Origin of the sequence: Streptomyces sp. NPDC126510 (assembly GCF_040302345.1) — a bacterium.
Classification (GTDB): domain Bacteria; phylum Actinomycetota; class Actinomycetes; order Streptomycetales; family Streptomycetaceae; genus Streptomyces.
The window spans coordinates 97,389-120,114 of record NZ_JBEORR010000009.1; the positions used below are offsets into that span (position 1 = coordinate 97,389).

Below are 22,726 nucleotides of genomic sequence, written 5' to 3' on the forward strand. Positions count from 1 at the left end.
GGGGTGAACTCTCACCCCTCCAGCAACTTCTGCCCCACGTACTCCCCCTCGGCGGCCCCGCCCGGCACCGCGAACAGTCCGCTCGACTCGTGCCGGATGAACTGCGACAGGGCGTCGCCTCGGTCGAGCTTGCGCTGCACCGGAACGAAGCCGCGCAGGGGATCGGCCTGCCAGCAGATGAAGAGCAGACCCGCGTCGGGCACCCCGTCGGCGTCGATGCCGTCGTGGAAGGAGAAGGGACGGCGGAGCATCGCCGCGCCGCCGTTCTGATCGGGCCGGGTGATGCGGGCGTGGGCGTTGATCGGGACGACCAGGTTGCCCTTGGCGTCCGTCTTCTCCAGGTCCATCGCGGTCGTCTCGGTGCCGCCGGACAGGGCCGCCCCGTCGGACTTGCGGCGCCCGATCACGTCCTCCTGCGCCTTGACGGAGAGCTGCTCCCAGTCGTCGAGGAGCATGCGGATCCGGCGTACGACGGCGTAGGAGCCGTTCGCCATCCAGGACGGTTGGCCGTTCTCCGGCTTCTCCGGCACGAAGATGCGCTGGTCGAAGTCGGACTCGGACGGCTTGGGGTTGCGGGTGCCGTCGATCTGGCCCATCAGATTGCGGGCCGTCATGGGGTGGGAGGTGGCGCCCGGCGAGCGGTTGAAGCCGTTCATCTGCCAGCGCACCTTCGCCGCCCGGCCCGCGTCCTTCTGGATCGCGCGCAGGGCGTGGAAGGCGACCAGGGCGTCGTTGGCGCCGATCTGCACCCACAGGTCACCGTTGCTGCGGTTCTTGTCGAGATGGTCGGACGAGAACTCGGGCAGCGGGTCCAGGGCGGCCGGACGCTGCTTCTCCAGGCCGGTCCTGGCGAAGAAGCTGTGGCCGAAGCCGAAGGTGATCGTCAGCGATGAGGGTCCGGCATCCCGGGCGACGTCCGTGTCCTCGTGAGTGCTCGGCTCACCCGCCATCAGCCGCCGGGCCGTCTCCGACCATCGGCGGAGCAGGGCGGCGGCCTCCTTGCGTCCGGCACCCGCCGCCAGGTCGAAGGCGACGAGGTGGCCGCGTGCCTGGAGGCCGTCGGTGATGCCGGGCTGATGTTTCCCGTGAAACATCGCCCGGTCCGTGCCGAGGGAGGTGAGCGGAGCGGCCGCTTCGGAGGGGGCGGCGGCATGACCCACGGCGGCGCCCGCCGTGCCGAGGACGAGTCCGGTGGCACCGGCGGTACCGAGCAGCCGCCGCCGTGAGATGCCCTCGTGGGCGGGGGCTGCTTCGCTCTCCCCTGGACCGGCCTCGGGGGTGCGGGCCTTCGGAAGGGACTGGTCAGGCATGGTGGTTCAGCCGATCTGCGCGTTCTTGGAGACGGTGACCTCGTCGATGTCGGAGGTCCGCACGGTCACGTCGACCTGCCAGTCGCCGGCCATGGGGATCTGCACTCCGCTCGCCGACCAGTGTCCGGTCGCGAGGTGGTCGGGGACGACGGGCAGGGGCCCGATGTCCTTGGCTTTCAGGGTGAACTCGACCTTGACCTCGGGGATGTCGAAGGCCCGGCCGTTGGGACGCTCCACATAGACGTGCATCTCGTTGTCGCCCACGCGTGCGGGGTCGAGGTCGATCGTGACGATGCCCTTGCCGTCCTCGCCGCCGGTGTCGAACGGCATGTTCAGGGTCAGCGCCCCGGACGCGCCCGGGTCGGCGGAGGCGGAGGCGGAGGACGAGGTGGCCGCCTTGGCCTCCTGCTCGGTGCGTCCGGGCTCGGTCTGCGTCAGCACGGTGGTGACGGCGAGCAGCACGACCGCGATGCCCGCCTCGGCCAGCACGGAGCGGCGCAGCCCGAAGCGGTTGGGGTCCGCGTCCCGCACCCGCTTCCGGCGTGCGGCGTCCCGGGCGGCTTGCTGCCGGGCGAGCTGCGCGGCGCGTTCGGTGCCGGCGGGCTCGGGGGCGGACTGCTCGTCGGCGTCGAGGCCGGCGTCGGCCTCGTCGTCGCCCGCGCTCTCGCCGGGGGCCTGCCCGCTGCCCTTGCCAGGGGCGTCCCCGGCGGCGGCAGCGGCCTTCACCCCCCGGGTGCTCTCCGCGCCGTCCGCCCGCGCGCCGACCCGCTCCTTCTCCCGTTCCTCCGATACGGCCACCGGCGTCGTCTCCGCCAGCCGTCCCGTCCACCGGCGTGAGATCCACGCGACGCCGACCAGGACGACCACGAGGGCGATCTTGGCGAGGAGGAGCTGGCCGTAGCGGGTGTCGGTGAAGGCGGACCACGAGCCGAGCTGGCGCCAGGACTGATATGTCCCCGTCGCGATCAGGGCGAGGACGCCGCCGAAGGCGACCTGGGAGAAGCGGCGTACGGCCGGTGCGTCGACGGGCGCCTCGGCGGGCGCGCGGTACAGGGCGACCAGCAGCGCGCCGAGTCCGCCGAGCCAGGTGGCGACGGCCAGCAGATGGAGCACGTCGACCGGCATGGCGATGCCCGCCTGCAGACCGACGGAGGCGTGCTCGGACATCGCCCAGCTCGCCGCGAGCCCGGCCGCCACGACGACACCGCCGATCGCGAGCCCGAAGGTCAGGTCCCGCTTCTCCTGGGCGTCTTCCCGCTTGTCGTAGGCGCCGAACAGTACGGCGATGAACAGGGCCGCCGCGGCGAGCAGCAGCAGCCGGGACACCAGGGCCGCGCCGGTCTTGGTCTGCAGCACCTGCCCGAGCAGGGACAGGTCGAAGATGGCGGAGACCTTCCCGGAGCCCGTGAAGGAGCCGCGCAGCAGCAGCAGCGCGAGAGTCGCCGCGGTGAGCGCGACCCATCCGGAGACGACGTACCGCTGCACCGGCCGCACCCCGGAACCGCGCCGCCAGCAGGCGAGTACGAAGGCGGCGCCACCGGCCATCACGATGAACCCGGCGTAGGACACGTACCGCCCGAAGCCGTACAGCCAGCCCACGAGCCCGTCGTCCGTCGACTGCCCGGAGACCGACACGGAGGTCTTGGAGGGGGCCCCGATGGAGAAGGTATAGGCGCCGGCGACGGGATGGCTGTCCGCCGAGACGACCTGGTAGGCCACCGTGTACGTGCCGTCGGGCAGGCCAGAGTGCAGCGGCACGGCGTACGTCGTGCCGCTGACGTTGGCCGGCTTGGCCGTGTCGACGCGCTTGCCCTCCGGGTCGAGGACGCGCAGCGAGTCGTCGGACAGCGCGACCTGTTCGGAGAAGGTCAGCGAGATCCGGGCCGGGGCCTTGTCGACCACCGCCCCCTGCCCGGGGTCGCTGCCGGTCACCGCGGCGTGCGCGGAGGCCGGGCCGGCTCCGGCGAGGAGTGCGCAGGCCGCGGCCAGGAGCAGCAGCACCAGTGTCCGGACGCGGGGGGCGATGGTCTGCGTCACAGGGGTCCCTCCCTCAGTGTCCGGTCTTCGGGGTGTAGGTCGGTGCCTTCACCGGCATCTCGACCTTCACCGGGGCGGAGTGCGCGAAGTGCAGTTCGACGGAGACCGTCTGGCCTTCCCTCGGCTTGCTCTTCAGCTGCTCGAACATCAGGTGATCGCCGCCGCTCCTCAGCTCCAGCCGGCCGCCCGCGGGGATCTTGAGGCTCTTGACCTCCTGCATCACCCCGTCGACCGTCTCGTGCACGGTGACCTGCCCGGCGACGTCACTGGTGACCGAGGTCAGCTCGTCGGCGGCGCCGCCCTTGTTGGTGACGGTGAGGAAGCCGGCCGCCATGTCGTCGGACACCGGCTGTGGCATGTACGCGGAGCGGGCGGAGAGTTCCGGCTTCTCCGAGTCGCTTCCGTCGCCGGAGGCCGAGCCGCCGCAGCCGGCCAGAGCCAGGGATCCGGCTATGACGAGGGCCGTCGGGACGAGTCGCCGCCTCACGGGTTCTCCCCCTTGACGATCTTGGGGAGGTCCTTGGTGTAGTCGTCGACGGTGGCGTCCTCGCCGTAGAGCACATAGCCGCCGTCGGTCTTCGGGGAGAACGCGATGACCTGGGTGCCGTGCTCGGAGACGAGCTTGCCGTTCTTGTCCTTGCGCGTCGGCTCGATGGAGATGCCGAGGGTGCGCGCGCCGGCCTGGATGGTCGAGAAGTCGCCGGTCAGGCCGACGAACTGGCTGTCGATGCCCTTGAGCCACTTGCCGAGCTCGGCGGAGGTGTCGCGCTTGGGATCCGTCGTGACGAAGACGACGCGCAGTTCGTCCTGCTCGGCCTTGGGCAGCTGCTTCTTGGCGACGGCGATGTTGTTCATCGTCAGGGGGCAGACGTCGGGGCAGTGGGTGTAGCCGAAGTAGATCAGCGTGGGCTTGCCCGCGGTCTCCTTGCGGAGGTCGTACTTCTTGCCCTGCGTGTCGGTGAGGACCAGGTCCGGCTTCTCGAACGGCTTGTCGAGGACGGTGGCGGCCTTCTCGGAGCCGGCCTCCTCGGACACCACGGAGACGGGCTTGCCGCTGTCGTCGCCGCTGCCGCAGGCGGTCAGGGTCAGGGAGGCGGCGGCGAGCAGTGCGGCCGCGGCGAAGGTCTTGGTGCGCATAGAAAAATGTCCCAGATGTCGGTGAATCGGCGCGCACCGGGGGTGCCCCCGCCCGGGGGCGGGGATCCGGCGCGCGCCGTCAACGGAAGCAGCCTCAGGCGTCGGACCGCCGGCGCCCGGCGAGCACGCCGTAGGCGACGCCCGCCGCGCCGACCACGATGCCGACGATGCCCAGAACGCGAGCGGTGGTGTCGGTGCCGGCGGCGGAGTCGGAGGCGGCGGTGTCGGCGGAGGTCTTCTCGGCCGACTCGGCGTCGGAGTCCTCGTCGGCGGCCGCGCCGTGGTGGCCGTCCTCGGAGGCCGCGGACAGCTCCAGCACCGGGGCCGGGTTGTCCGGCTCCTCCTTGCCCTTCTGCGGCACCTCGATCCAGCGGACGACCTCCTTGTTGGAGTACGTCTGGAGGGCCTTGAAGGCCAGCTGGTCGGTGTCCTCGGGCAGCTGGCCGACGGAGAGCGGGAACTTCTCGAAGTAGCCGGCCTCGATCCCCTTGCCCTCGGCGGTCCAGGTGACCTTGGTGACGGCCTCGGTGATCTTCTCGCCGTGCATCTCCAGCGGCTTGTCCAGCTTGGACTTGGTGACGTCGATCTTCCAGCCCGGCATGGGCTCCGGCATGACGGAGGCCAGCGGGTGGTCGGTCGGGAAGTTGACCTCGAGCTTGGTGGTCGAGGCATCGTCGCGCTCGTTGGGGACCTTGAAGTCGATGACCGCGTAGCCGCCCTTGGCGGCCGTGCCCTCGGGCTGCACGGTGACGTGCGCGAAGGCGGGGGCGGACAGGGCGAGAACGGTGATACCGGCGGCGGCACCGGCCGCGACGATACGGGAAGCCTTCATGGAAGGGGCACTCCGCTGTGAGTTGGTCTACATGTGGAAGGAGGGATGCGCGCACACGCGCGTGCCGCACGACGGCGGCCCCTCCTCCGCGGAAGCGGAGTGGTGGTGGTCGCGTCGCGTCAGGCGGCGAGGGCGAGTGCGGCGGCGGCAGCCGTGGCGGTCGGCGGGCCGCGCCGGATCACCGTGTGCTGGAGCGCCGCCGTGCGGGGCATCGGGGGTGCGGGCCGAGTGGTGTGCGCCGGGCGCGGGTCGACGTCCGGGGCTCCCGGAAGCCCGGTGCGCAGGGCGCGAACCAGGGCAAGAGCGGCCCGCAGGGAGCGCATGAGCGCCCCCTCGGCGACTCCCTGTGACGACAGCTCGGTGAGTCGCAGCAGAGCCAGGTCGCCGTGACGCAGCAGCCAGCCGGCGGCGAGCGCCGCGAGGAGGTGGCCGAGCAGCATCGGCAGGGACGGCCACAGCGACGCCGACGATCCGGACACGGCGTCCGCGGCCGAATGCGTGTGCGCACCCGTGGACGGCTGGATCCGGGCGTCGGTGAGGATCCTGTGGGCCTGCGCCGGGCTGATCGCCGCCGCCGTCGTGCCGCACACGAACCGCGCGGCCTGCTGGACCAGCGCGGCGTCACCCCCGCCCGCCGGAGCCGAAGTCGTGACGGCGGCCGTACCGTGCTGGCCGAGGCCGAACAACGTGTGCAGCACCGTCTGACCGACCGCGAGCAGTGCCGCGATCCCCGCCAGCGAGCGCACCCGCCCGGCGAGCGGAGCCGCCACGGCGGCCACCCCGAGGAATCCGGCGCCCAGCGTCCACAGTGGGATGCCGTCGCAGGAGGCGAGCGCGTGACCTGCCCCGGCCAGCACGACACAGACCGCGGCGAACACCGCGGCCCGCAGGATCCGGAGCGTGTGTCCGGAGCGCGCCGCGCGCGCGTGGGGGGCAGTCATGGCGGGCTCATCATCGCACTGGCCCCCGAGGCCTCGTGCGGCAGGTCCACAAGATGCCGTACGACCGGAACATCATGTTCTGGCCCCGCGCGCCCCTGGATGCGCCGATACCTTCCCCCCATATACACCGATCAGGACCAGCGCGCATCCGCCGTATGGGCGGCATCACCTCAACTTCACGCTTACGCGGGGGGACTGAGGGCAATACGTAACGGTATGTCGAGCCGCAGCCAGGAGGCTGGAGCATGAGCATTTGGTGGTCACTCCATCTGCGGCGCGAAGCTGCGAGCGTGCCGCTCGCCCGCCGCCTCCTGATCGGCACGATGGAAACCGCGGGCGTCGACCCGGACATCTCCTACGACCTTTCCGTCGCCCTCAGCGAGGCGTGCGCGAACGCCGTGGAGCACGGCGGGGACACAGAGCGCGGCCCCGGCTCGGAGGCGTACCGGGTCACCGCGTACCTCGACGGCGAGAAGTGCCGGATCGAGGTCGCCGACGCGGGCCCGGGCTTCCCCGCGGCCTCGGCCGGCCTGTCCCGCCCGCCGATCCGCCCCGCGCACTCCGACGCGGAGAACGGCAGGGGGCTGTGTCTCATCGAGGAGCTCGCCGACCACGTCCACATCGGCAACAAGCCGGGCCGGGGCGGAGCCGTGGTGAGCTTCGACAAGGTCCTGAAGTGGCGCTCCGACGCCCCGCTGATGGCGGTCTGACCTGCCGCGGCGGGGCGGTGTTTCACGTGAAACAGCCGTGTTCCACGTGAAACACCGCCCATGATGGGCAGCCCTACAGCGCTCCCCAGTCCAGCGTCGTACGCGCCAGCGCCGCCACGTCCGTCAGCAGCGCCAGCCGCGCCGCCCGGACCGCCGGGTCGGGGTCCATGACCAGCACCTCGTCGAAGAAGGTCCCGATCGCCTCGACCAGAGGGGCGGAGACCTCGACCAGCGCGCCGAGATCGTCCTCCCGCCCCTGCAGCGCCTGACGCACCGCCTGCGCGCTCTCGACGAGAGCCAGTTCGGCGGGAGCGGTCAGCAGGGACCCGTCGGCCGCCTCGACACCCCCCTCGGGCAGGATGCGCACCACCCGCTGGAAGGCGGCGGCGAGCGCCTCGAACGCCTCGCTGCCGATATGCCGCTCCAGCGTGGCGAGTGTGTGATCGCCGTGGGCGGGCCGGTCGGCCCACACCAGTACGGCCTGGACGAGTCGGTGTTCGTGCCCGGCGTCCGTGAGCTGCTGCTCGTAGCGCCGGGTGATGAGCTCGGCGGCTTCGGCGACCCGCTCGGCGGGCACCTCGACGCCCTGAGCGGCATACCGCACGGCCGCCGCGCGCAGGCCTTCGCTGACCCGCACTCCGGCCACGGCGGGCACGCTCCGCAACACGTTGAGCAGCCCGATCGCGGCCCGGCGCACCCCATAGGGGTCGGAGCTCCCGGTCGGCGCGGCGCCGATCAGGAACATGCCCGTCACCAGGTCGAACCGATCGGCGAGGGACAGCACGGCCCCCGCGTCCCCGGCCGGAAGGGCGCCACCGGCGGAGCGGGGCTGCTCCATCTCGGCCAGCGCCCGGGCGACCTCCGCGGACTCCCCGGCCCGGCGGGCGTACTCCTCGGCCATGACCCCGGCCAGTCCGGAGAACTCGATCACCATCTGCGAGGCCAGGTCGAACTTGGCCAGCGCGCCGGCCCTCCGCACGACCTCCACCGACTCCTCCGGGAGCCCGGCCCGTCCGGCCAGGTCCTGGGCGAGGGAGGCGAGCCGGACGGCGCGGTCGGCGACCGTCCCGAGCCGGTCCTCGAAGGTCAGCTTGTCCAGCCGGCGCCGGAATTCCTCCGGCGCCACCTTCAGGTCCGCCCGCCAGAAGAACGCGGCGTCCTCGTAACGGGCCCGCAGCACCGCCTCGTTGCCCGCCCGGACCACGTCGTCGTCGCACAGGGCGTTGGCGAAGGTCACGAAGTGCGGCATGAGCCGGTCGCCGTCCAGCACCGGCAGGTAGCGCTGGTGCTTGCGCATCACGGTGGTCAGGACACTCGCGGGCAGTTCGAGGTAGCGCTCGTCGAACGAGCCCCGCACCGCGTACGGGAACTCCAGGATGTCGGTGATCTCGTCGATCAGCCCGGCCTGGTCTTCCACGTCGATGCGCCCGCCCACCTCGGCCGCAGCCTCCAGGGCGCCCCGCACGACCGCGCCACGCCGGGCCTCCCGGTCGAGCAGGATGCCGTGCATGTGCAGGAAGTGCGGGTAGCCCTCGGCGGAGGTCACCCGGACCTCCGGGTAGGGCGCCTGCCGCTGCACCCGCGTGGTGTCGCCGGAGGACAGGGAGGAGACGACCACGGGCAGCGGAGTGCGCCCCAGCAGCGCGAGCAGCCAGCGCACCGGACGCGAGAACGACAGCCCCGGGTCGCTCCAGCGCATGTTGCGCCCGGCCCGCAGCCCGGAGACGACCTCGGCCAGCAGTTCGCTGAGCACCTCGACGGCCGGACGTCCCTCTTCGTGGCGGGTGACCGCCACGTACTCGACCCCGTTGGCCTCGACGACCCGCACATCGGCCGGTTCGGCACCCTGGCTGCGGGCGAAGCCCAGCAGCGCGGGGGTGGGGGCGCCCTCCTTGTAGGCGGCGGCGACCTTGGGCCCGCGCACGGTCCGCATGGTGTCGCGCTCCCGGGGCTGCACACCGTCGACGGTGATCACGATCCGGCGCGGTGTGGCCATCACGTTGATCGCGCCGTGCCCCAGCCGGGTCGCGGCGAGCCTGGCGGTGACCGACTCGCGCACCGCCTCGGTGGTGGCCGGGACGTCGGCGTACGGCAGCTCCTCCACGCCGATCTCGAACAGCAGCGTCTCGACGCCGGGCACCTTGGGCAGCATGGCCCGCTCGGCCGGAGCCGGCGCCGCCGCGAGCCCGAGCGGATGCTCCAGCGCGGCCCGCCGCCGCTCCCACAGCTTGGCCGTCTCGTGCGTCAGCCCGCGCATCAGGGAGAACGCCTTGGCCCGCTCGGTGGTGCTGATCGCCCCGCGTGCGTCGAGGACGTTGAAGGTGTGGCTGCACTTCAGCACGTACGTGTACGCCGGGACGGGCAGCTCCAGGTCCAGCAGGCGCCGGGCCTCGGCCGCGTACGACTCGAACAGCCGGTGGTTGGTGTCGATGTCGGCGTCGTCGAGGTAGTAGCGGCTCATCTCGTACTCGTTCTGGCCGAACACCTCGCCGTAGGTGATGCCCGGCGCGTAGGCGATGTCCTTGAAGTGGGACACGCCCTGAAGGTTCATCAGGATGCGTTCGAGCCCGTACGTGATCTCCACCGACACCGGGTCCAGGGCGACGCCGCCGACCTGCTGGAAGTAGGTGAACTGGGTGATCTCCATGCCATCCAGCCAGACCTCCCAGCCCAGCCCCCAGGCGCCGAGCGCGGGAGAGGCCCAGTTGTCCTCGACGAACCGCACGTCGTGGGCGTTGAGATCGACACCCAGGGCGCGCAGGCTGCCCAGGTACAGCTCCTGCGGATTGCCGGGGTCGGGCTTGAGGATGACCTGGAACTGGGTGTGGGTCTGGAGTCGGTTGGGGTTCTCGCCGTAACGCGAGTCGTCCGGCCGCACGCTCGGCTCCACGTAGGCGACGCTCCACGGCTCGGGACCGAGCACCCGCAGTGCCGTGGCCGGGTTGGCCGTACCGGCTCCGACCTCGGTGTTCAGCGGCTGCGTGATCATGCAGCCGTTGTCGCTCCAGTACTTCTGCAGGGTGAGGATGGCGTCCTGCATGGTCAGCGCCGTCTGAACGTTCTTCATGATGATCGCGCCTGTTCCCCGAGTCGGACCGGCAAGGTCGGCCATGATCTCATACGTCAACTAGCGCTGACCTGCTGTTTCTTGACCGACCGGTCGGACGCGTGCTGGGGGGAGGCCGTTGGGGTGGGTTCCACTTGATCGCCGTGGGCGGGCGCGGGTCCTGTGTGGCTGATCGCGCAGTTCCCCGCGCCCCTTTGGGGACGTGGCCCTCAGCGGCGATGCACAGCCGGCCCACAGCCGGGACCCATCCGTCTGACGGGTGGCACCCCTACATTCCCGGTCCTATGACGGGAACGCAGCACAGCGACGACCGCGAGGACGAGGCACTCGCACGGACCGCCGTCGACGCCCTGTTCGGTCAGCTGGCCCTGGCGCCGAAGCCGGGTCTGCCCGATCCGCGGGAGCGCACGGCCCGGGACCACAGCGCCCTGCGGTGGTCGGCCAGGGCGCTGCTCCCCGGCCTCACCGCGATGGCCGCCACGGCCCGCCGCACGGGCGAGCCCAGCGCCAGTCTCCGCGCGGATCTGGGAGCGATCGGCCGCTCCACCGAACACTCGGTGGCGCTGGCGGGTGGCGGCCATCGAGGCGCCCTGTGGACGCTGGGCCTGCTGGTGGCGGCGGCGGCCCTGCGGCCGGGAGCCGGGGCGGACGACACCATGGCCCTGGCCAAAGAGCTGGCCGCCCACCCGGACCGCCGCGCCCCGCGCCGCCCCTCGCGCGGCTCCACGGTGTCGGCCCGCTACGGCGCGGCCGGGGCGAGGGGAGAGGCCAGGGCCGGCTTCCCGCACGTCCGCCGCGCCCTGACCGCCCTCACCACGTCACGCGCCCGGGGTGCCACAGAGGCCCAGGCCCGGTTGGACGCCCTGCTCACGGTGATGTCCACCCTCCAGGACACGGAACTGCTGTACACGGCGGGGCCGAGGGGGCTACGTCATGTGCAGGCGGGAGCGCGCGGTGTCCTGGAAGAGGGCGGCACGGCAACGCGGCCGGGCACCGAAGCTCTCAGTGCCCTGGACACCGAGCTGACCAGCCGTGCCTGGAGCCCGAGCGGCAGCGCCCCTCTCCTGGCAGGCGCACTGTTCCTGGACGCCTTGGGGGTCAGCCCTTGAGAGAGGCCATCCACGCCTCGACCTCGTCGGACCGCCGAGGCAGTGCCGCACTGAGATTCCGGTTGCCGCCCTCCGTCACGAGGATGTCGTCCTCGATCCGCACCCCGATGCCCCGGTACTCCTCCGGCACCGTCAGGTCATCGGCCTGGAAGTACAGCCCAGGCTCCACGGTCAGGCACATCCCCGGCTCGAGGACACCGTCCACGTACGACTCGACCCGCGCGGCAGCGCAGTCGTGCACGTCCATGCCCAGCATGTGACCCGTGCCGTGCAGCGTCCAGCGCCGCTGCAGACCCAGCTCCAGCACCCGCTCCACGGGCCCCTCGACGAGCCCCCACTCGACGAGCCGCTCGGCCAGCACCCGCTGGGCGGCGTCGTGGAAGTCGCGGTACTTCGCACCCGGCTTCACCGCCGCGATCCCGGCTTCCTGAGCCTCGTACACGGCGTCGTAGATCTTGCGCTGGAGGTCGCTGAAGCGGCCGTTGATCGGCAACGTCCGTGTGACGTCGGCCGTGTAGTACGTGTGCGTCTCCACACCCGCGTCGAGCAGCAGCAGCTCGCCCGAGCGCACGGCTCCGTCGTTGCGCACCCAGTGCAGCGTGCAGGCGTGCGGCCCGGCCGCGGCGATCGTGCCGTAGCCGACGTCGTTGCCCTCCACGCGGGCGCGGAGGAAGAAGGTGCCCTCGATGTACCGCTCGGAGGTCGCCTCGGCCTTGTCGAGGACCTTCACCACGTCCTCGAAGCCACGCACGGTCGAGTCGACTGCCTTCTGCAGCTCGCCGATCTCGAACTCGTCCTTGACCAGGCGCGCCTCGGAGAGGAAGACCCGCAGCTCCTCGTCGCGCTCCGCGGTGACCTTGTCGGTCAGGGCCGCCTCGATGCCGGCGTCGTACCCGCGCACGACCCGCACCGGGCCGGTGGCCTCGCGCAGGGCGCCGGCCAGCTCGCGGACGTCGGAGGCGGGGATGCCGTACAGGGTCCCGGCCTCGGTGAGGGAGTGCCGGCGGCCGACCCACAGCTCGCCCTGGCCGTCCAGCCAGAACTCGCCGTTCTCGCGGTCGGAGCGCGGCAGGAGGTAGATCGTCGCCTCGTGGCCCTCGGCTGCGGGCTCCAGGACCAGGACGCCGTCCTCGGTCTGGTTGCCGGTGAGGTAGGCGTACTCGACGGAGGCGCGGAAGGCGTACTCGGTGTCGTTCGAGCGGGTCTTCAGGTTGCCCGCGGGGATGACCAGACGCTCACCCGGGAAGCGCGCGGACAGCGCGGCCCGGCGGGCGGCGGTCTCGGCGGCCTGGGGGATGGGCTCGAGGTCGCGCAGCTCGGTGTCGGCCCAGCCGCTCTTCATGTTCTCGGCCAGCTCGTCGGACACGCCCGGGTACAGTCCGTTCTTCCGCTGCTTGATCGGCTCTTCGCTCTCGTCCGGGTTCGCCGGTGTGAGCTCCTCGGCCACGGTCATCCTCCTCGATAACGGCACTGGACCACCGTCCACTGTACGGCGGCGGAGAAGGGGGCCCAGGGCGATGACGAGGAGCGTTACTCGAACCGGACCGCAAGCAGGACGACGTCCTCCGCACCGTCGGCCGCGTCCAGCCCGTCCGGCAGCACGCTCCGCAGAACGTGGTCGGCGATGGCGCCGGGGTCGCCGCGCAGAGCCCGGGGCACCGACGCCGCCGCCGCGTGCAGCCGGGCGAAGGCACGGTCGGTGGCCTCGCCGGTGCGGTGCAGCAGCCCGTCGGTGTAGAGCAGAACCGTCTCTCCGGGTTCGGCGAGGATCTCCACGCTGGGCGCCTCCCAGCAGGCGAGCATGCCCAGCGGGGCGGAGACGGACGTCTCGACGAACTCGGTGCGGCGCTGTCCGATCAGCAGCGGCGGGCTGTGCCCGGCACCGGCCAGCGTGATCTTGCGCGCGGCCGGTTCGCAGTAGCCGAACAGCGCGGTGGCCGACCGGGCCGGTTCGGTCAGCCGCAGCAGCAGCTCCAGGTCGGACAGGACGGCGACCGGGTCCTCCCCCTCCATCACGGCGTACGCGCGCAGCGACGCCCGCAGCCGCCCCATCGCGGCGACCGCACTGGGACCCGAGCCGGTGACGGATCCGACGGCGAGACCGAGGGCGGAGTCGGGCAGCGGCAGCGCGTCGTACCAGTCGCCGCCACCGCGCGGGCCGGTGCGGTGCCGGGCCGCGAGCTGGACGCCGCTCACCCGGGGCAGCCGCGCGGGCAGCAGTTCGTCCGACATCGTGGCCATGGACGTGCGGGTGCGTTCCAGTTCGAGGAGGCGGGCCAGGTGCTCGGCGGCGTACCGCGTGTAGAGGCCGGCGAGATGGCGCTGCCGCTCGCCCGGTTCGGCGGGCTCGTCGTAGAGCCAGACGGCGGCGCCGAGGCGGACGGCGGTGTCGGCGGTCAGGGGGAGGGCATAGCTGGCGGCGTAACCGAGGCGGGCCGCGACCGCGCGGTGGCGGGGGTCGAGCCCCTCCTGGGCGAAGAGGTCGGGGTCGGCGATGCCGTCCTCGTCGCCCGGAGGTCCGTCGAGGATCCGGCCGTAGGACATGGCGCTGCGCGGCACGGTCTCGATGTGGCCGAGATCGGCGCGGGCGAGGCCCAGGCCGATGGTGGTGTCCGGGCCGAGTCCGTCGCCGGGTTCCAGGACGACGAGGCCGCGCCGGGCGCCCACCAGGGCGGCGCCGGCCCGCAGTACTTCCTGGAGCGCCTCGTCGAGCGTGGTGGTGCGGGCCAGGCGTTCGGTGAGCTCGTGCAGCGTGGTGAGGTCGGAGACCCAGCCGGCGAGACGGTCCTGGAGCACGGCACCGGCAGGGGCCGGCGGGTTCGCGGGTACGGCCGCGGACGAGCCCGCCGCCACGGGCGCGACAGTGTGTGCGGGTGCCGGAACCGTTGAATCGATTCCGGCCACTTTCGGAGGGTGCGGAGCGTTCATGGCGTCCGGCCTTTCAACCGGCACGTACTGCTCAAAAGCATCGCAAACCCCCATGTCATTCTGCGTCGCCAGCAGTGTCTCCACATGTACACGCACTCGTGAGGAGATGTCCAGCATTGTCCTGCCGGGATTCCTGGTGTCCGTGAGGTGCGAGGGAACAACTCTCCTTCCTCTTGCGGAAATGCAAAGTTGGCTTAAAACTGCCTCAGGGGACGGCTTATTGCGGTCGACTGGGCTTGCTCGACGGAGCGTCACAACGGTCGTGATGGGTACGTACTCGGTGAAGGCCAGGGGTGGTTGAGAACCACCCGGAACCTGGTGACGGAACCGGGCGTCCTATCCACCGACGACCGTGCCCCATCCTCCCGTGGCGGAGGCGGAGAGAAATACGCGCGACGGCAAACGCCATACTTCGCCACCCCCTACGCCAGGCCCGTGCTTTCGACAGACGCAGTATGGGCGGGACGGCCGCGGAGGCAGCCCAAAGCTCGACCCACAGGGGTTCCCCTTGCTTCAAGCAGGGGTGTGATGCGCCAACAGGTACGCACAGTGAAGTGATCGACACATGATGTGATGTGACCACGGTGTTGCCAGGCGTGCAACGGAAAGGAACGAGCGCTCATGCGCGAGATCCTCGGAAGGCGACGCAGGCTCTTGTCTCAGCGCGGCGACGGGAAGCCTGAGCTGATCGACGCGGCCCTGACCTACGCGACGCAGTGGCAGTGGCCCGTACTCCCGGGCGTGGCGGCGGACCCGCAGGGGCACTCCCGCTGCAGCTGCCCCGACCCCGACTGCACGGTGCCCGGCGCGCACCCCTTCGACCCCGGCCTCCTCGCGGCGACCACCGACGGACGCATGGTGCGCTGGTGGTGGGCCAACCGGCCGACCGCGCCGATCGTGCTGGCCACCGGCGGTCTCGCGCCTTGCGCGGTCTCGCTGCCGGCCCTGCCGGCCGCCCGCGCCCTCAAGGCGCTCGACCAGATGGGCATGCGGCTCGGCCCGGTCGTCGCCTCCCCTGCCCGCTGGGCGATCCTCGTCAAGCCGTACTCCATGGAGCAGCTCGGGGAACTGCTCTACGCCAAGGACTTCGTGCCCGGCTCACTCCGCTTCCACGGCGAGGGCGGCTACCTTGCGCTGCCGCCCTCCGAGACGGGCCAGGGCGAGATCCGCTGGGAGCGCGCGCCGCTGCCCGGCTCGGCCTCGCCGTGGGTGCCCGATGTCGAGGCCGTGGTGGACGCCGTGGTCGAGGCACTCACTCGTACGGGTGTGAGCGCGCCCGAGTTCTAGAGCTGCCGGGCGCGCCGAGCCCGGCGCCAGCCCCGGGGCGTTAAGTTCCGGAACCATGCGGCGTCACGCCCGGGGCCGCTCCCGGGAACCTCGAAAGACCAGACTGTTCGCCCTCGCGGGCGTCGTGGCGGCGTGCGCGATCGCACTGCCGCTGGCGGTGGCGTCCGCGGGGCCGGTGGAGTCGCCGGGGGCCGAGCGGGCAGCGGGTTCGGTGGGCGAGGGCACCCGCACGTCCGATTCAGGTGCCGGCTCCCGCGCGTCCGACGCGGGCTCCCGCGCGTCCGGTTCCGATTCCGGTGCCGGCCCCCGCTCGCCGGGTTCCGCTGCCGTAGGGCCTCCCCGGCGTGCCGACGGCAAGGCGCCCGGGGCGCCCTCCGGTGCCCCCGGCCTTCCGGCGCTCGGCCACGGCCTGTCGACCGCCGTGCGCTGCGGTCCCGACCTCATCTCACCCGACGGCGTCGAGGCGCAGACCTGTGTGGTGACGCAGGGGGCCGAGACCTGGGCGCGGACCTACTACCGCAATACGACGGGCGAGGCGCTGGACGCCGTCCTGAGCCTGATGGGTCCTGGCGACCGCTCGGTGCGGATGATGTGTGCCCTGGAGGCGGGGGACGAGCCGGGGACGTGCGAGACACCTCGGGAGCCCGTACGCGGAAAGCCGGCGGCGTACACGGCCGTCGCGGAGTTCGCCGAGCGGGGCGGGCAGGGACCGCTGCTGCTGCGCTCGGGGAGCAACTAGCCCGCGTGAACAGGTAGTTGAGGAGCTGCTGCGTTCCGTGAACGGATGCAGAGACGCAAAGACCCGGTTGCTGGCGACGGGGGATGCACCAGCAACCGGGCTACAGGAACGGTAACAAGAGATCGGCGGTTCGCAAATTCGAACTCGCCTTTCCAGTCACCGACTGGCTTGTCCCTGACGGGAGTTGTGACCCGGAGGCGGGCCGGCCGGTGGTCCGGCCGGCCGGACCACCGGGGCGGTCGTCAGCTGAGAGTGACCTGCCGGTTGGTGAGGCCGCCGCGGGCGCGGCGCTCGTCCGCGGTGAGCGGCGCGTCCGTCGCCAGGGCGGCGGCGAGGCGCTCGGCGAACTCCGCCGCCGGCTTCTCCACGTCCTCGGCGGTGACCCCGCTGGGCAGGTCCCACACCGGCACCGTGAGCCCGTGAGCGCGGAAGGACCCCACCAGGCGGGTGCCCTCCCCGAGGCTGGAACGGCCAGCGGCGTGCAGCCGGGCGAGGGCGTCCAGCAGCAGTTCCTCGGCGTGCGGCATGACCCACCGCAGATGGTTCTTCTCCGGCGTCTCGCACCAGTACGCGGCGTCCACGCTCTGGAGCTTGACCGTCGGGATGGCCGCGGCGTTGGCCCGCTCCAGGGAGGCGGTCACGTCGGGCGTGGCGTTCTCCGGGTCCGGCACCCAGAACTCGAAGCCGCTGTGCACTTCTGGCTCGAAGGCGCCCTCGGGGTCGAGCAGATCCTGCAACCGCGGGCTGTCGGCCGGGGCACGGCGGCCCTGGACGGGCGTGCCGGGCTGGGCCTCGAGGGCGCGCTGGAGGGTGTCGGCGAGGTCGCGGCTGATGTCGCCGGACGAGGTGTCGTTCTGCAGTCCGATCAGGACCGAGCCGTCGTCGCGGCGCAGCGCCGGCCAGGCCATGGGAAGGACCGTGGCCAGGGTGACCGCCGGGACGCCCTCGGGCAGGCCGTCCTTGAGGGTCAGCTCGACCGTGGCCGCCGGGACCAGCTCGCGCAGGGCCACCCAGTCGCACTCGCCGGGCAGGCCCTCGAAGGGGCGGTGCACCAGCTCGGTCGCGGCGTGCGAGGCGGCCCGGCCGTGGCAGGCCTTGTAGCGGCGGCCGCTGCCGCAGGGGCAGGGCTCACGAGCGCCGACGACCGGAACGTCTCCCTCAGCACCTGCGGTGCGGGCCCCGCCCGAGGTCTGCGGGCGCTTGGCCTTCGTCTGGGGTCGCTTCTTGGCCATCGATGGGTCTCCCGGTTACGGCTCGTCTCGTACGGTCGCGAGCCTAGCCGTTCGTGCCCCGGGTCACGGGGTCCTGTGGACAACACCCGACCCGCGCGGCGTACGCGCTCGGTCTCCGTCGGTCTCGGTCCCTGCCGGTTCCCGTCTCCGTCGGTCTCGGTCCCTGCCGGTTCCCGTCCCCATCGGTCTCGGTCCCTGCCGGTTCCCGTCCCCATCGGTCTCGGTCCCTGCCGGTCTCGGCCCCCGTCGGGTCTCAGTCCCTGCCGGTCCCGGTCCCTGCCGGTCTCAGTCCATGTCCTCGAAGGCGTCCGCGAAGTCCAGCCCGGGTATCTGGGAGACCGCCGGGGCGGCGACGCGCGTCGCGAAGTCGTCACGGCGGTGGCCGGCGTCCGGATCGTGCACGTCGTCGTGGACGATGACCCACACGGTGACCTCGCCGCGGATGTCGTCCCGTACGCCCCAGTCGTCGGCGAGGGCGGTGATGATGTTCAGCCCGCGGCCGCCGTGCGCCGTGACCGACGGGGTCGCGGGGGCGGGGCGGGTCGGGCCGCCGCCGTCCGTGACCTCCACGACGAGCCGGCCGGCCGGCTCCACACGCCACGCGGCACGGACGTCACCGTCACCGGACAGTGCGTCGCCCAGGGGTCTGCCGTGCTTGCACGCGTTGCTCAAGAGCTCGGAAAGGATCAGTACGGCGTCGTCGATGACCGATTCCGCGACTCCACCTCCGCGCAACTGCGTGCGCATCCGGTGTCTCGCTTTCCCCACGCCCGCAGGGCCGTGGGGAACGGCCATGCTCGACGACGTGGGCACCTCCTGTGCCACCACCAACGCCACCCCCGAGACCTCCTTCGCCCCACGCCACGGTGTGGATGCCCCATTGGCCTGTACCGGAAACCGGCCAATCCACGTCCGGTGACGCACTCACCACGACCGAATACGGATCGAACGCGCCGGAGCACTCCCGGTAACCGCTGGCTGGAAATCATCGGTGTGGCCGAGAAGGGAGGATCCCGCCTGGCGCGGCGCGGGGTCAAGAGGTGTGCGTGGGTCTGATGGGACTTGAGAGGTTGGTCGCGCCGGGCCGGACGTCAGCGGCCGAGCTGGTCCAGTACCGCGCGCGGGCGGTTGGTGATGATGGCGTCGACGCCCAGCTCGACGCAGTGGTCGACGTCCCCTGGCTCGTTCACGGTCCACACGTGCACTTGGTGGCCGGCCTGCTTCAGCCGCTCGATGTGCGCGGGGTGGTTGCGCACGATGCGAAGGGAGGGGCCCGCGATCCGTACGCCCGGGGGCAGCCGTCCGTCGCGCAGCCGGGGTGTGAGGAACTGCGTCAGGTAGACCGTCGGAAGCGTCGGCGAGGCGGCACGCACGCGGTGCAGCGAACGGGCCGAGAAGCTCATGACCCGCACCTGCGACTCATCGGGGGAGGCCGGGGCGTCGAGGCCGAACCGCTTCAGCAGGTCCAGCAGCCGGTCCTCGACCTGCCCGGCCCAGCGTGTGGGGTGCTTGGTCTCGATGGCCAGTTCCACGCGGCGCCCGGCGTCGGCGACGAGTTCCAGCAGCCGCTCCAGGGTCAGGACGGATGTCGCCTCGCGGTCCTCCGGGCGGTGCTCCCAGTCGGGTTCCTCGTCGCGTCCCTTCCAGGCCTCGCCCGTCTTCCAGGAGCCGAAGTCCAGGGCGGCGAGGTCGGCCAGCTCCAGCGCGGAGACCGCGCCCCGGCCGTTGGACGTACGGTTGATCCGGCGGTCGTGCACACACACCAGGTGGCCGTCGGCGGTCAGGCGCACATCACATTCGAGGGCGTCCGCGCCGTCCTCGATCGCCTTGGTGTACGCGGCCAGGGTGTGTTCCGGGGCGTCCTCGGAGGCTCCGCGGTGGGCGACGACTTGAATCACGTGCTGTCGTGCGTGGGTCACCGCGTCATGGTGCCACCGAGTGCGGGTACGCGTCCGGTCGGACGGACTCGACGGAGACGCAGGTCCGGACGGAGGCACTGGGATTGCATCCTTTTCGCCGGTAATGACCTATATAAAGAATGGCCTCGGACGCACAGCCACCGCTTATGGTGCCCTGACGGCCTGTGGGAAAAGCTGACGGCATACAAAGGGACAAGCTCAGCTGTATCGCGCCGGACCCGTCGACCGGCGTGAAAAAGCGTGAACGCATGCGACCCGGAAACGGCCGTGGATCTAGGAGAGAAGCTGTGAGCACCGAGAACGAGGGCACCGCGGTACCCCCCGCCCCGTCCGCACCCCCCGTGCCGGTGGACGCTCCCGCTGCTCCGGCGTCCCAGGGACAGGCCCACCAGGGGCCGTACGGACAGGACGCCCAGGGGCAGGCCCCCCAGGGGCAGGGCGCCGGCCACTCCGGCACCTCCTCTTCCGCCCCCGACCCGTCCTGGCCCCCGCCCCCGCCGCCGACCGCCCCGTACGGCGACGGCGGTTCCGGCTCCGGCTCGGGTGGCTGGGGAGCGTCGTACCAGCAGCCGGCGCCGGCGTCCGGCCGCAGGCGCGGCGGTCTGGTCGCCGCGATCCTGGTGGCCGCGCTGGTCGCGGGCGGCGCGGGCGGCGGGCTCGGGTACGTGCTGGCGAAGGACAACGACGAGAGCACGGGTTCGACGACGGTTTCGGCCTCCTCGAACGGCGGCGACGTCAAGCGCGACCCGGGCACGACGGCGGGTGTCGCCGCCAAGGCGCTGCCGAGCACCGTCACGATCGAGGCCGAGAGCACCAGCGGCGAGGGCGGCACCGGCACGGGCTTCGTCTTCGACAAGCAGGGCCACATCGTCACCAACAACCACGTGGTGGCGGACGCGGTGGACGGCGGCAAGCTCACGGCGACCTTCCCGAGCGGCAAGAAGTACGACGCCGAGGTGGTCGGGCACGCGCAGGGCTACGACGTGGCGGTCATCAAGCTCAAGAACGCCCCCTCCGACCTGAAGCCGCTCACCCTCGGCGACTCGGACAAGATCGCCGTCGGGGACGCGACCATCGCGATCGGTGCCCCGTTCGGCCTGTCCGACACGGTGACGACGGGCATCATCAGCGCCAAGAACCGCCCGGTGGCCTCCAGCGACGGCAGCGGCAGCCAGGCGTCCTACATGAGCGCCCTGCAGACCGACGCCTCGATCAACCCGGGCAACTCCGGCGGTCCGCTCCTGGACGCGCAGGGCAATGTCATCGGCATCAACTCCGCGATCCAGTCCACCGGCAACGGCGGCTTCGGCACGGGGCAGTCGGGCTCGATCGGCCTGGGCTTCGCCATCCCGATCAACCAGGCCAGGTATGTCGCCCAGGAGCTGATCAAGAACGGCAAGCCGGTGTACGCGAAGATCGGCGCGTCCGTGTCCCTGGACGACGGCTCCGACGGTGCGCAGATCACCGACCAGGGTGCGGGCGGCGCGGCACCGGTCGAGCCGGGCGGCCCGGCGGCCAAGGCGGGCCTCAAGCCGGGCGACGTCATCACCAAGCTCGACGACCGGGTGATCGACTCGGGCCCGACCCTGATCGGCGAGATCTGGACCCACCAGCCCGGCGACAAGGTCACGATCACCTACGAGCGCGGCGGCAAGCAGCACACGGTCGACGTGACGCTCGGTTCCCGCGTCGGCGACAACTGACCCCCACCCGCCCGCACCGACCCGTTACCCTTGTCCCCGCGCCGCCGATCACGGCCGGCGCGGGGAGGCGTGCCCGAGCGGCCGAAGGGAACGGTCTTGAAAACCGTCGTGGCAGCGATGTCACCGTGGGTTCAAATCCCACCGCCTCCGCGCTGATACCTGTGACGGCCCCTGACCTGAATTCGGGTCGGGGCCGTCGCTGTGTGCGCCCCGGGCTCGGGTGGGTGCCGCTTGGCACTGTGCCGCCATGACGACCACGACAGAGCTCACCCTCTTCGCCGACTACTTCCGGATCCACGTGACCGATGCGAATACGGACGGCGATCTGAGCGACGCGTGGACGACGTGGCCGGCCGCGCAAGCTCCCGCCAGGATCATCAAGCGCTGGTCGCGGACCGGCGGCGAGTTCGACGCGTAGCTCGGGCCTTCAGCCGCTGGCTGTTGTGCCCATCCTCCGTGCCGCACTCTTACGCCGTCCGTTACCCCCTTGGTGGACGACGGACGGGCGCTCCCCGCGCACCCTCGGCAGGCAGGTTGCGGACCGCCCGGTGCCAGGGGCACAGCGATCGGCTCATGCCGCGCCGACTTTAGCTCCGGGTCACAGGGTCATGAAGGGTGAATGCTCGAGGAGAAGGAGCTTGCGCAGTGAGGCGTGGATGCGTGACAGGACGCGGCGACGTGGTGATCCGGGCGCGGACATGGGTCCTCCAGGAGTAAGGTACGCACGCACGCGTACCTCCAGGAAGGTACGCGTGCGTGCGTACCTTGTCGAGAGGCGGAGTGATGGACGCAGGCGAGTTGGCGCACCCTCGGGCCGAGGAGCTGGAGGTGGGCCCCATCCTCCTGGCGCTCGCTGACGAGAACCGGCGTCGGGTCGTGGCTGAACTGTCTGCGCGGCCGGACGAAGAGCGACTCTGCGCCTCCTTCGACCTGCCGCTGAGCAAATCCAGTCGCACACGGCACTGGCGAGTGCTGCGCGAGGCAGGCCTGGTCTATCAGCGCAACGCCGGAAACGGGCTGTACATGCGCCTCCGCAAGGAGGACTTGGAGCGCAGATTCCCGGGTCTGATCCAAGCGGTTGTAGCGGCTGGCTAGGGTTCGTCGAGCCTTCGGTGCGCCGGCACTCGCGGCGGCGGGGAAGCGGTCGGCGGTTCGTCCGCGACCAGCGTGCCAGCCACCAGCCCGTCGGCTGCCGACCCAAGGGATGTCTCGCTGCGAGGGACGACTCTCCGCGAGGGACGACTCTCCGCGAAGGACGACTCTCCGCGAAGGACGACTCTCCGCGAAGGACGACTCTCCGCGAAGGACGACTCTCCGCGAGGGGCGCCCCCCTGTGCGCGGGGCAACGGCAACCCCCTCTCCCCCGTCTTCCGTGTCGGGATTCCACGACGCAGGAGTGTCATGACGAACACCAAGGCCCGTACCGCAGCGCTGATCACCCCCGTCGGGCAGGAGGCCCAGGACGAGGCGAGGGCGCTGGCCGCGGACGGTCGTACGGGCAAGGCCGTCCGGAGGTTGCGCAGGGGCTCGTGGCTCAAGCGGGGCCCGGCCCGGGAGGCCGTGGAGGTGCTGGCCGGCGGGAACGCGTTGCCCACGAGCAACACCCAGGCGCTGGACGCCCTGCGCCGGCTCGATGCCGCGCTGGTCGAGGAGTTGAGCGCGCTGCTCGACGACGGTCAGCAGATCGCCGCGGTCAAACTGCTCCGCGAGCGGACCGGTGTCGATCTGGCCGGTGGCTATCACCTCGTTCTCGAACTGGGCGGCCAGCGGCCGGA

Annotated in this window: 19 protein-coding genes and 1 tRNA gene; 8 read left to right on the forward strand and 12 right to left on the reverse strand. The window is 71.7% G+C overall.

From position 1 onward, the window contains the following. Positions 1–11: 11 nt before the first annotated feature. From efeB to ABTX60_RS14560, 6 genes are all read right to left on the reverse strand, one after another. Positions 12–1,310, reverse strand: coding sequence for an iron uptake transporter deferrochelatase/peroxidase subunit (gene efeB / locus ABTX60_RS14535; protein ID WP_352097390.1), 1,299 nt, complete (start codon positions 1,308–1,310; stop codon positions 12–14). Positions 1,311–1,316: 6 nt separating this feature from the next. Continuing rightward, positions 1,317–3,347, reverse strand: a complete 2,031-nt coding sequence (locus tag ABTX60_RS14540) for a copper resistance CopC/CopD family protein (RefSeq protein WP_352097391.1) — start codon at positions 3,345–3,347, stop codon at positions 1,317–1,319. Positions 3,348–3,360: 13 nt separating this feature from the next. Then, the gene (locus tag ABTX60_RS14545) at positions 3,361–3,834 is read right to left on the reverse strand and encodes a copper chaperone PCu(A)C (protein ID WP_352097392.1); all 474 of its coding nucleotides are present in this window, start codon (positions 3,832–3,834) and stop codon (positions 3,361–3,363) included. Beyond that, entirely contained in the window at positions 3,831–4,484 is a 654-nt protein-coding gene (locus ABTX60_RS14550) for an SCO family protein (protein WP_352097393.1), read from the reverse strand. Before ABTX60_RS14550 ends, ABTX60_RS14545 begins: the two co-directional genes overlap by 4 nt. Positions 4,485–4,578: 94 nt before the next feature. Further along, positions 4,579–5,316 carry a YcnI family copper-binding membrane protein gene (locus ABTX60_RS14555; protein ID WP_352097394.1) on the reverse strand — a complete coding sequence of 246 codons (738 nt, stop codon included), beginning with the start codon at positions 5,314–5,316 and terminating at the stop codon, positions 4,579–4,581. A gap of 119 nt (positions 5,317–5,435) precedes the next feature. After that, positions 5,436–6,257, reverse strand: a complete 822-nt coding sequence (locus ABTX60_RS14560) for a hypothetical protein (RefSeq protein WP_352097395.1) — start codon at positions 6,255–6,257, stop codon at positions 5,436–5,438. A gap of 245 nt (positions 6,258–6,502) precedes the next feature. Between ABTX60_RS14560 and ABTX60_RS14565 the strand changes: the two genes are divergently transcribed. Further along, on the forward strand, positions 6,503–6,967 hold the full coding sequence (locus ABTX60_RS14565) for an ATP-binding protein (protein ID WP_352097396.1): 465 nt from the start codon (positions 6,503–6,505) through the stop codon (positions 6,965–6,967). A gap of 73 nt (positions 6,968–7,040) precedes the next feature. Here ABTX60_RS14565 and ABTX60_RS14570 read toward each other — a convergent pair whose 3' ends face one another. Next, positions 7,041–10,034: a glycine--tRNA ligase gene (locus ABTX60_RS14570; RefSeq protein WP_352097397.1), complete on the reverse strand. Its 2,994-nt coding sequence runs from the start codon at positions 10,032–10,034 to the stop codon at positions 7,041–7,043. A 284-nt stretch (positions 10,035–10,318) separates the two neighbouring features. Between ABTX60_RS14570 and ABTX60_RS14575 the strand changes: the two genes are divergently transcribed. Continuing rightward, positions 10,319–11,143, forward strand: coding sequence for a triphosphoribosyl-dephospho-CoA synthase (locus ABTX60_RS14575; RefSeq protein WP_352097398.1), 825 nt, complete (start codon positions 10,319–10,321; stop codon positions 11,141–11,143). Here ABTX60_RS14575 and ABTX60_RS14580 read toward each other — a convergent pair. Both ABTX60_RS14580 and ABTX60_RS14585 read right to left on the reverse strand, forming a co-directional pair. Continuing rightward, the gene (locus ABTX60_RS14580; RefSeq protein WP_352097399.1) at positions 11,133–12,590 is read right to left on the reverse strand and encodes an aminopeptidase P family protein; all 1,458 of its coding nucleotides are present in this window, start codon (positions 12,588–12,590) and stop codon (positions 11,133–11,135) included. The genes ABTX60_RS14575 and ABTX60_RS14580 overlap by 11 nt on opposite strands. Positions 12,591–12,673: 83 nt before the next feature. Then, on the reverse strand, positions 12,674–14,071 hold the full coding sequence (locus tag ABTX60_RS14585) for a PP2C family protein-serine/threonine phosphatase (RefSeq protein ID WP_352097400.1): 1,398 nt from the start codon (positions 14,069–14,071) through the stop codon (positions 12,674–12,676). A gap of 621 nt (positions 14,072–14,692) precedes the next feature. Between ABTX60_RS14585 and ABTX60_RS14590 the strand changes: the two genes are divergently transcribed. Then, positions 14,693–15,358 (forward strand): bifunctional DNA primase/polymerase, encoded by a 666-nt coding sequence (locus ABTX60_RS14590; protein WP_352097401.1) that lies wholly within the window; start codon positions 14,693–14,695, stop codon positions 15,356–15,358. Positions 15,359–15,413: 55 nt separating this feature from the next. Beyond that, positions 15,414–16,097 carry a hypothetical protein gene (locus ABTX60_RS14595; protein ID WP_352097402.1) on the forward strand — a complete coding sequence of 228 codons (684 nt, stop codon included), beginning with the start codon at positions 15,414–15,416 and terminating at the stop codon, positions 16,095–16,097. A 242-nt stretch (positions 16,098–16,339) separates the two neighbouring features. Here the strand turns inward: ABTX60_RS14595 and ABTX60_RS14600 are convergent, their stop codons facing one another. From ABTX60_RS14600 to ABTX60_RS14610, 3 genes are all read right to left on the reverse strand, one after another. Beyond that, positions 16,340–17,329 (reverse strand): DUF5926 family protein, encoded by a 990-nt coding sequence (locus ABTX60_RS14600; RefSeq protein WP_352097403.1) that lies wholly within the window; start codon positions 17,327–17,329, stop codon positions 16,340–16,342. Positions 17,330–17,614: 285 nt separating this feature from the next. Then, the gene (locus ABTX60_RS14605) at positions 17,615–18,253 is read right to left on the reverse strand and encodes an ATP-binding protein (RefSeq protein ID WP_104779055.1); all 639 of its coding nucleotides are present in this window, start codon (positions 18,251–18,253) and stop codon (positions 17,615–17,617) included. A gap of 167 nt (positions 18,254–18,420) precedes the next feature. Continuing rightward, the gene (locus tag ABTX60_RS14610; protein WP_352097404.1) at positions 18,421–19,248 is read right to left on the reverse strand and encodes a glycerophosphodiester phosphodiesterase; all 828 of its coding nucleotides are present in this window, start codon (positions 19,246–19,248) and stop codon (positions 18,421–18,423) included. A gap of 287 nt (positions 19,249–19,535) precedes the next feature. On the opposite strand from ABTX60_RS14610, the gene ABTX60_RS14615 reads away from it, so the two are divergent. The 4 genes from ABTX60_RS14615 to ABTX60_RS14630 all read left to right on the forward strand — a co-directional run bounded on the left by ABTX60_RS14615 (position 19,536) and on the right by ABTX60_RS14630 (position 22,046). After that, positions 19,536–20,951 (forward strand): S1C family serine protease, encoded by a 1,416-nt coding sequence (locus tag ABTX60_RS14615; RefSeq protein ID WP_352097405.1) that lies wholly within the window; start codon positions 19,536–19,538, stop codon positions 20,949–20,951. 63 nt (positions 20,952–21,014) lie between these two features. Then, positions 21,015–21,101 (forward strand) — tRNA-Ser (locus ABTX60_RS14620). 97 nt (positions 21,102–21,198) lie between these two features. Continuing rightward, a complete protein-coding gene (locus tag ABTX60_RS14625) occupies positions 21,199–21,369 on the forward strand; it encodes a hypothetical protein (RefSeq protein ID WP_352097406.1) in 171 nt (56 codons plus the stop codon). Between the two features lie 365 nt (positions 21,370–21,734). Beyond that, on the forward strand, positions 21,735–22,046 hold the full coding sequence (locus ABTX60_RS14630; RefSeq protein ID WP_352097407.1) for an ArsR/SmtB family transcription factor: 312 nt from the start codon (positions 21,735–21,737) through the stop codon (positions 22,044–22,046). Positions 22,047–22,726: the final 680 nt, after the last annotated feature.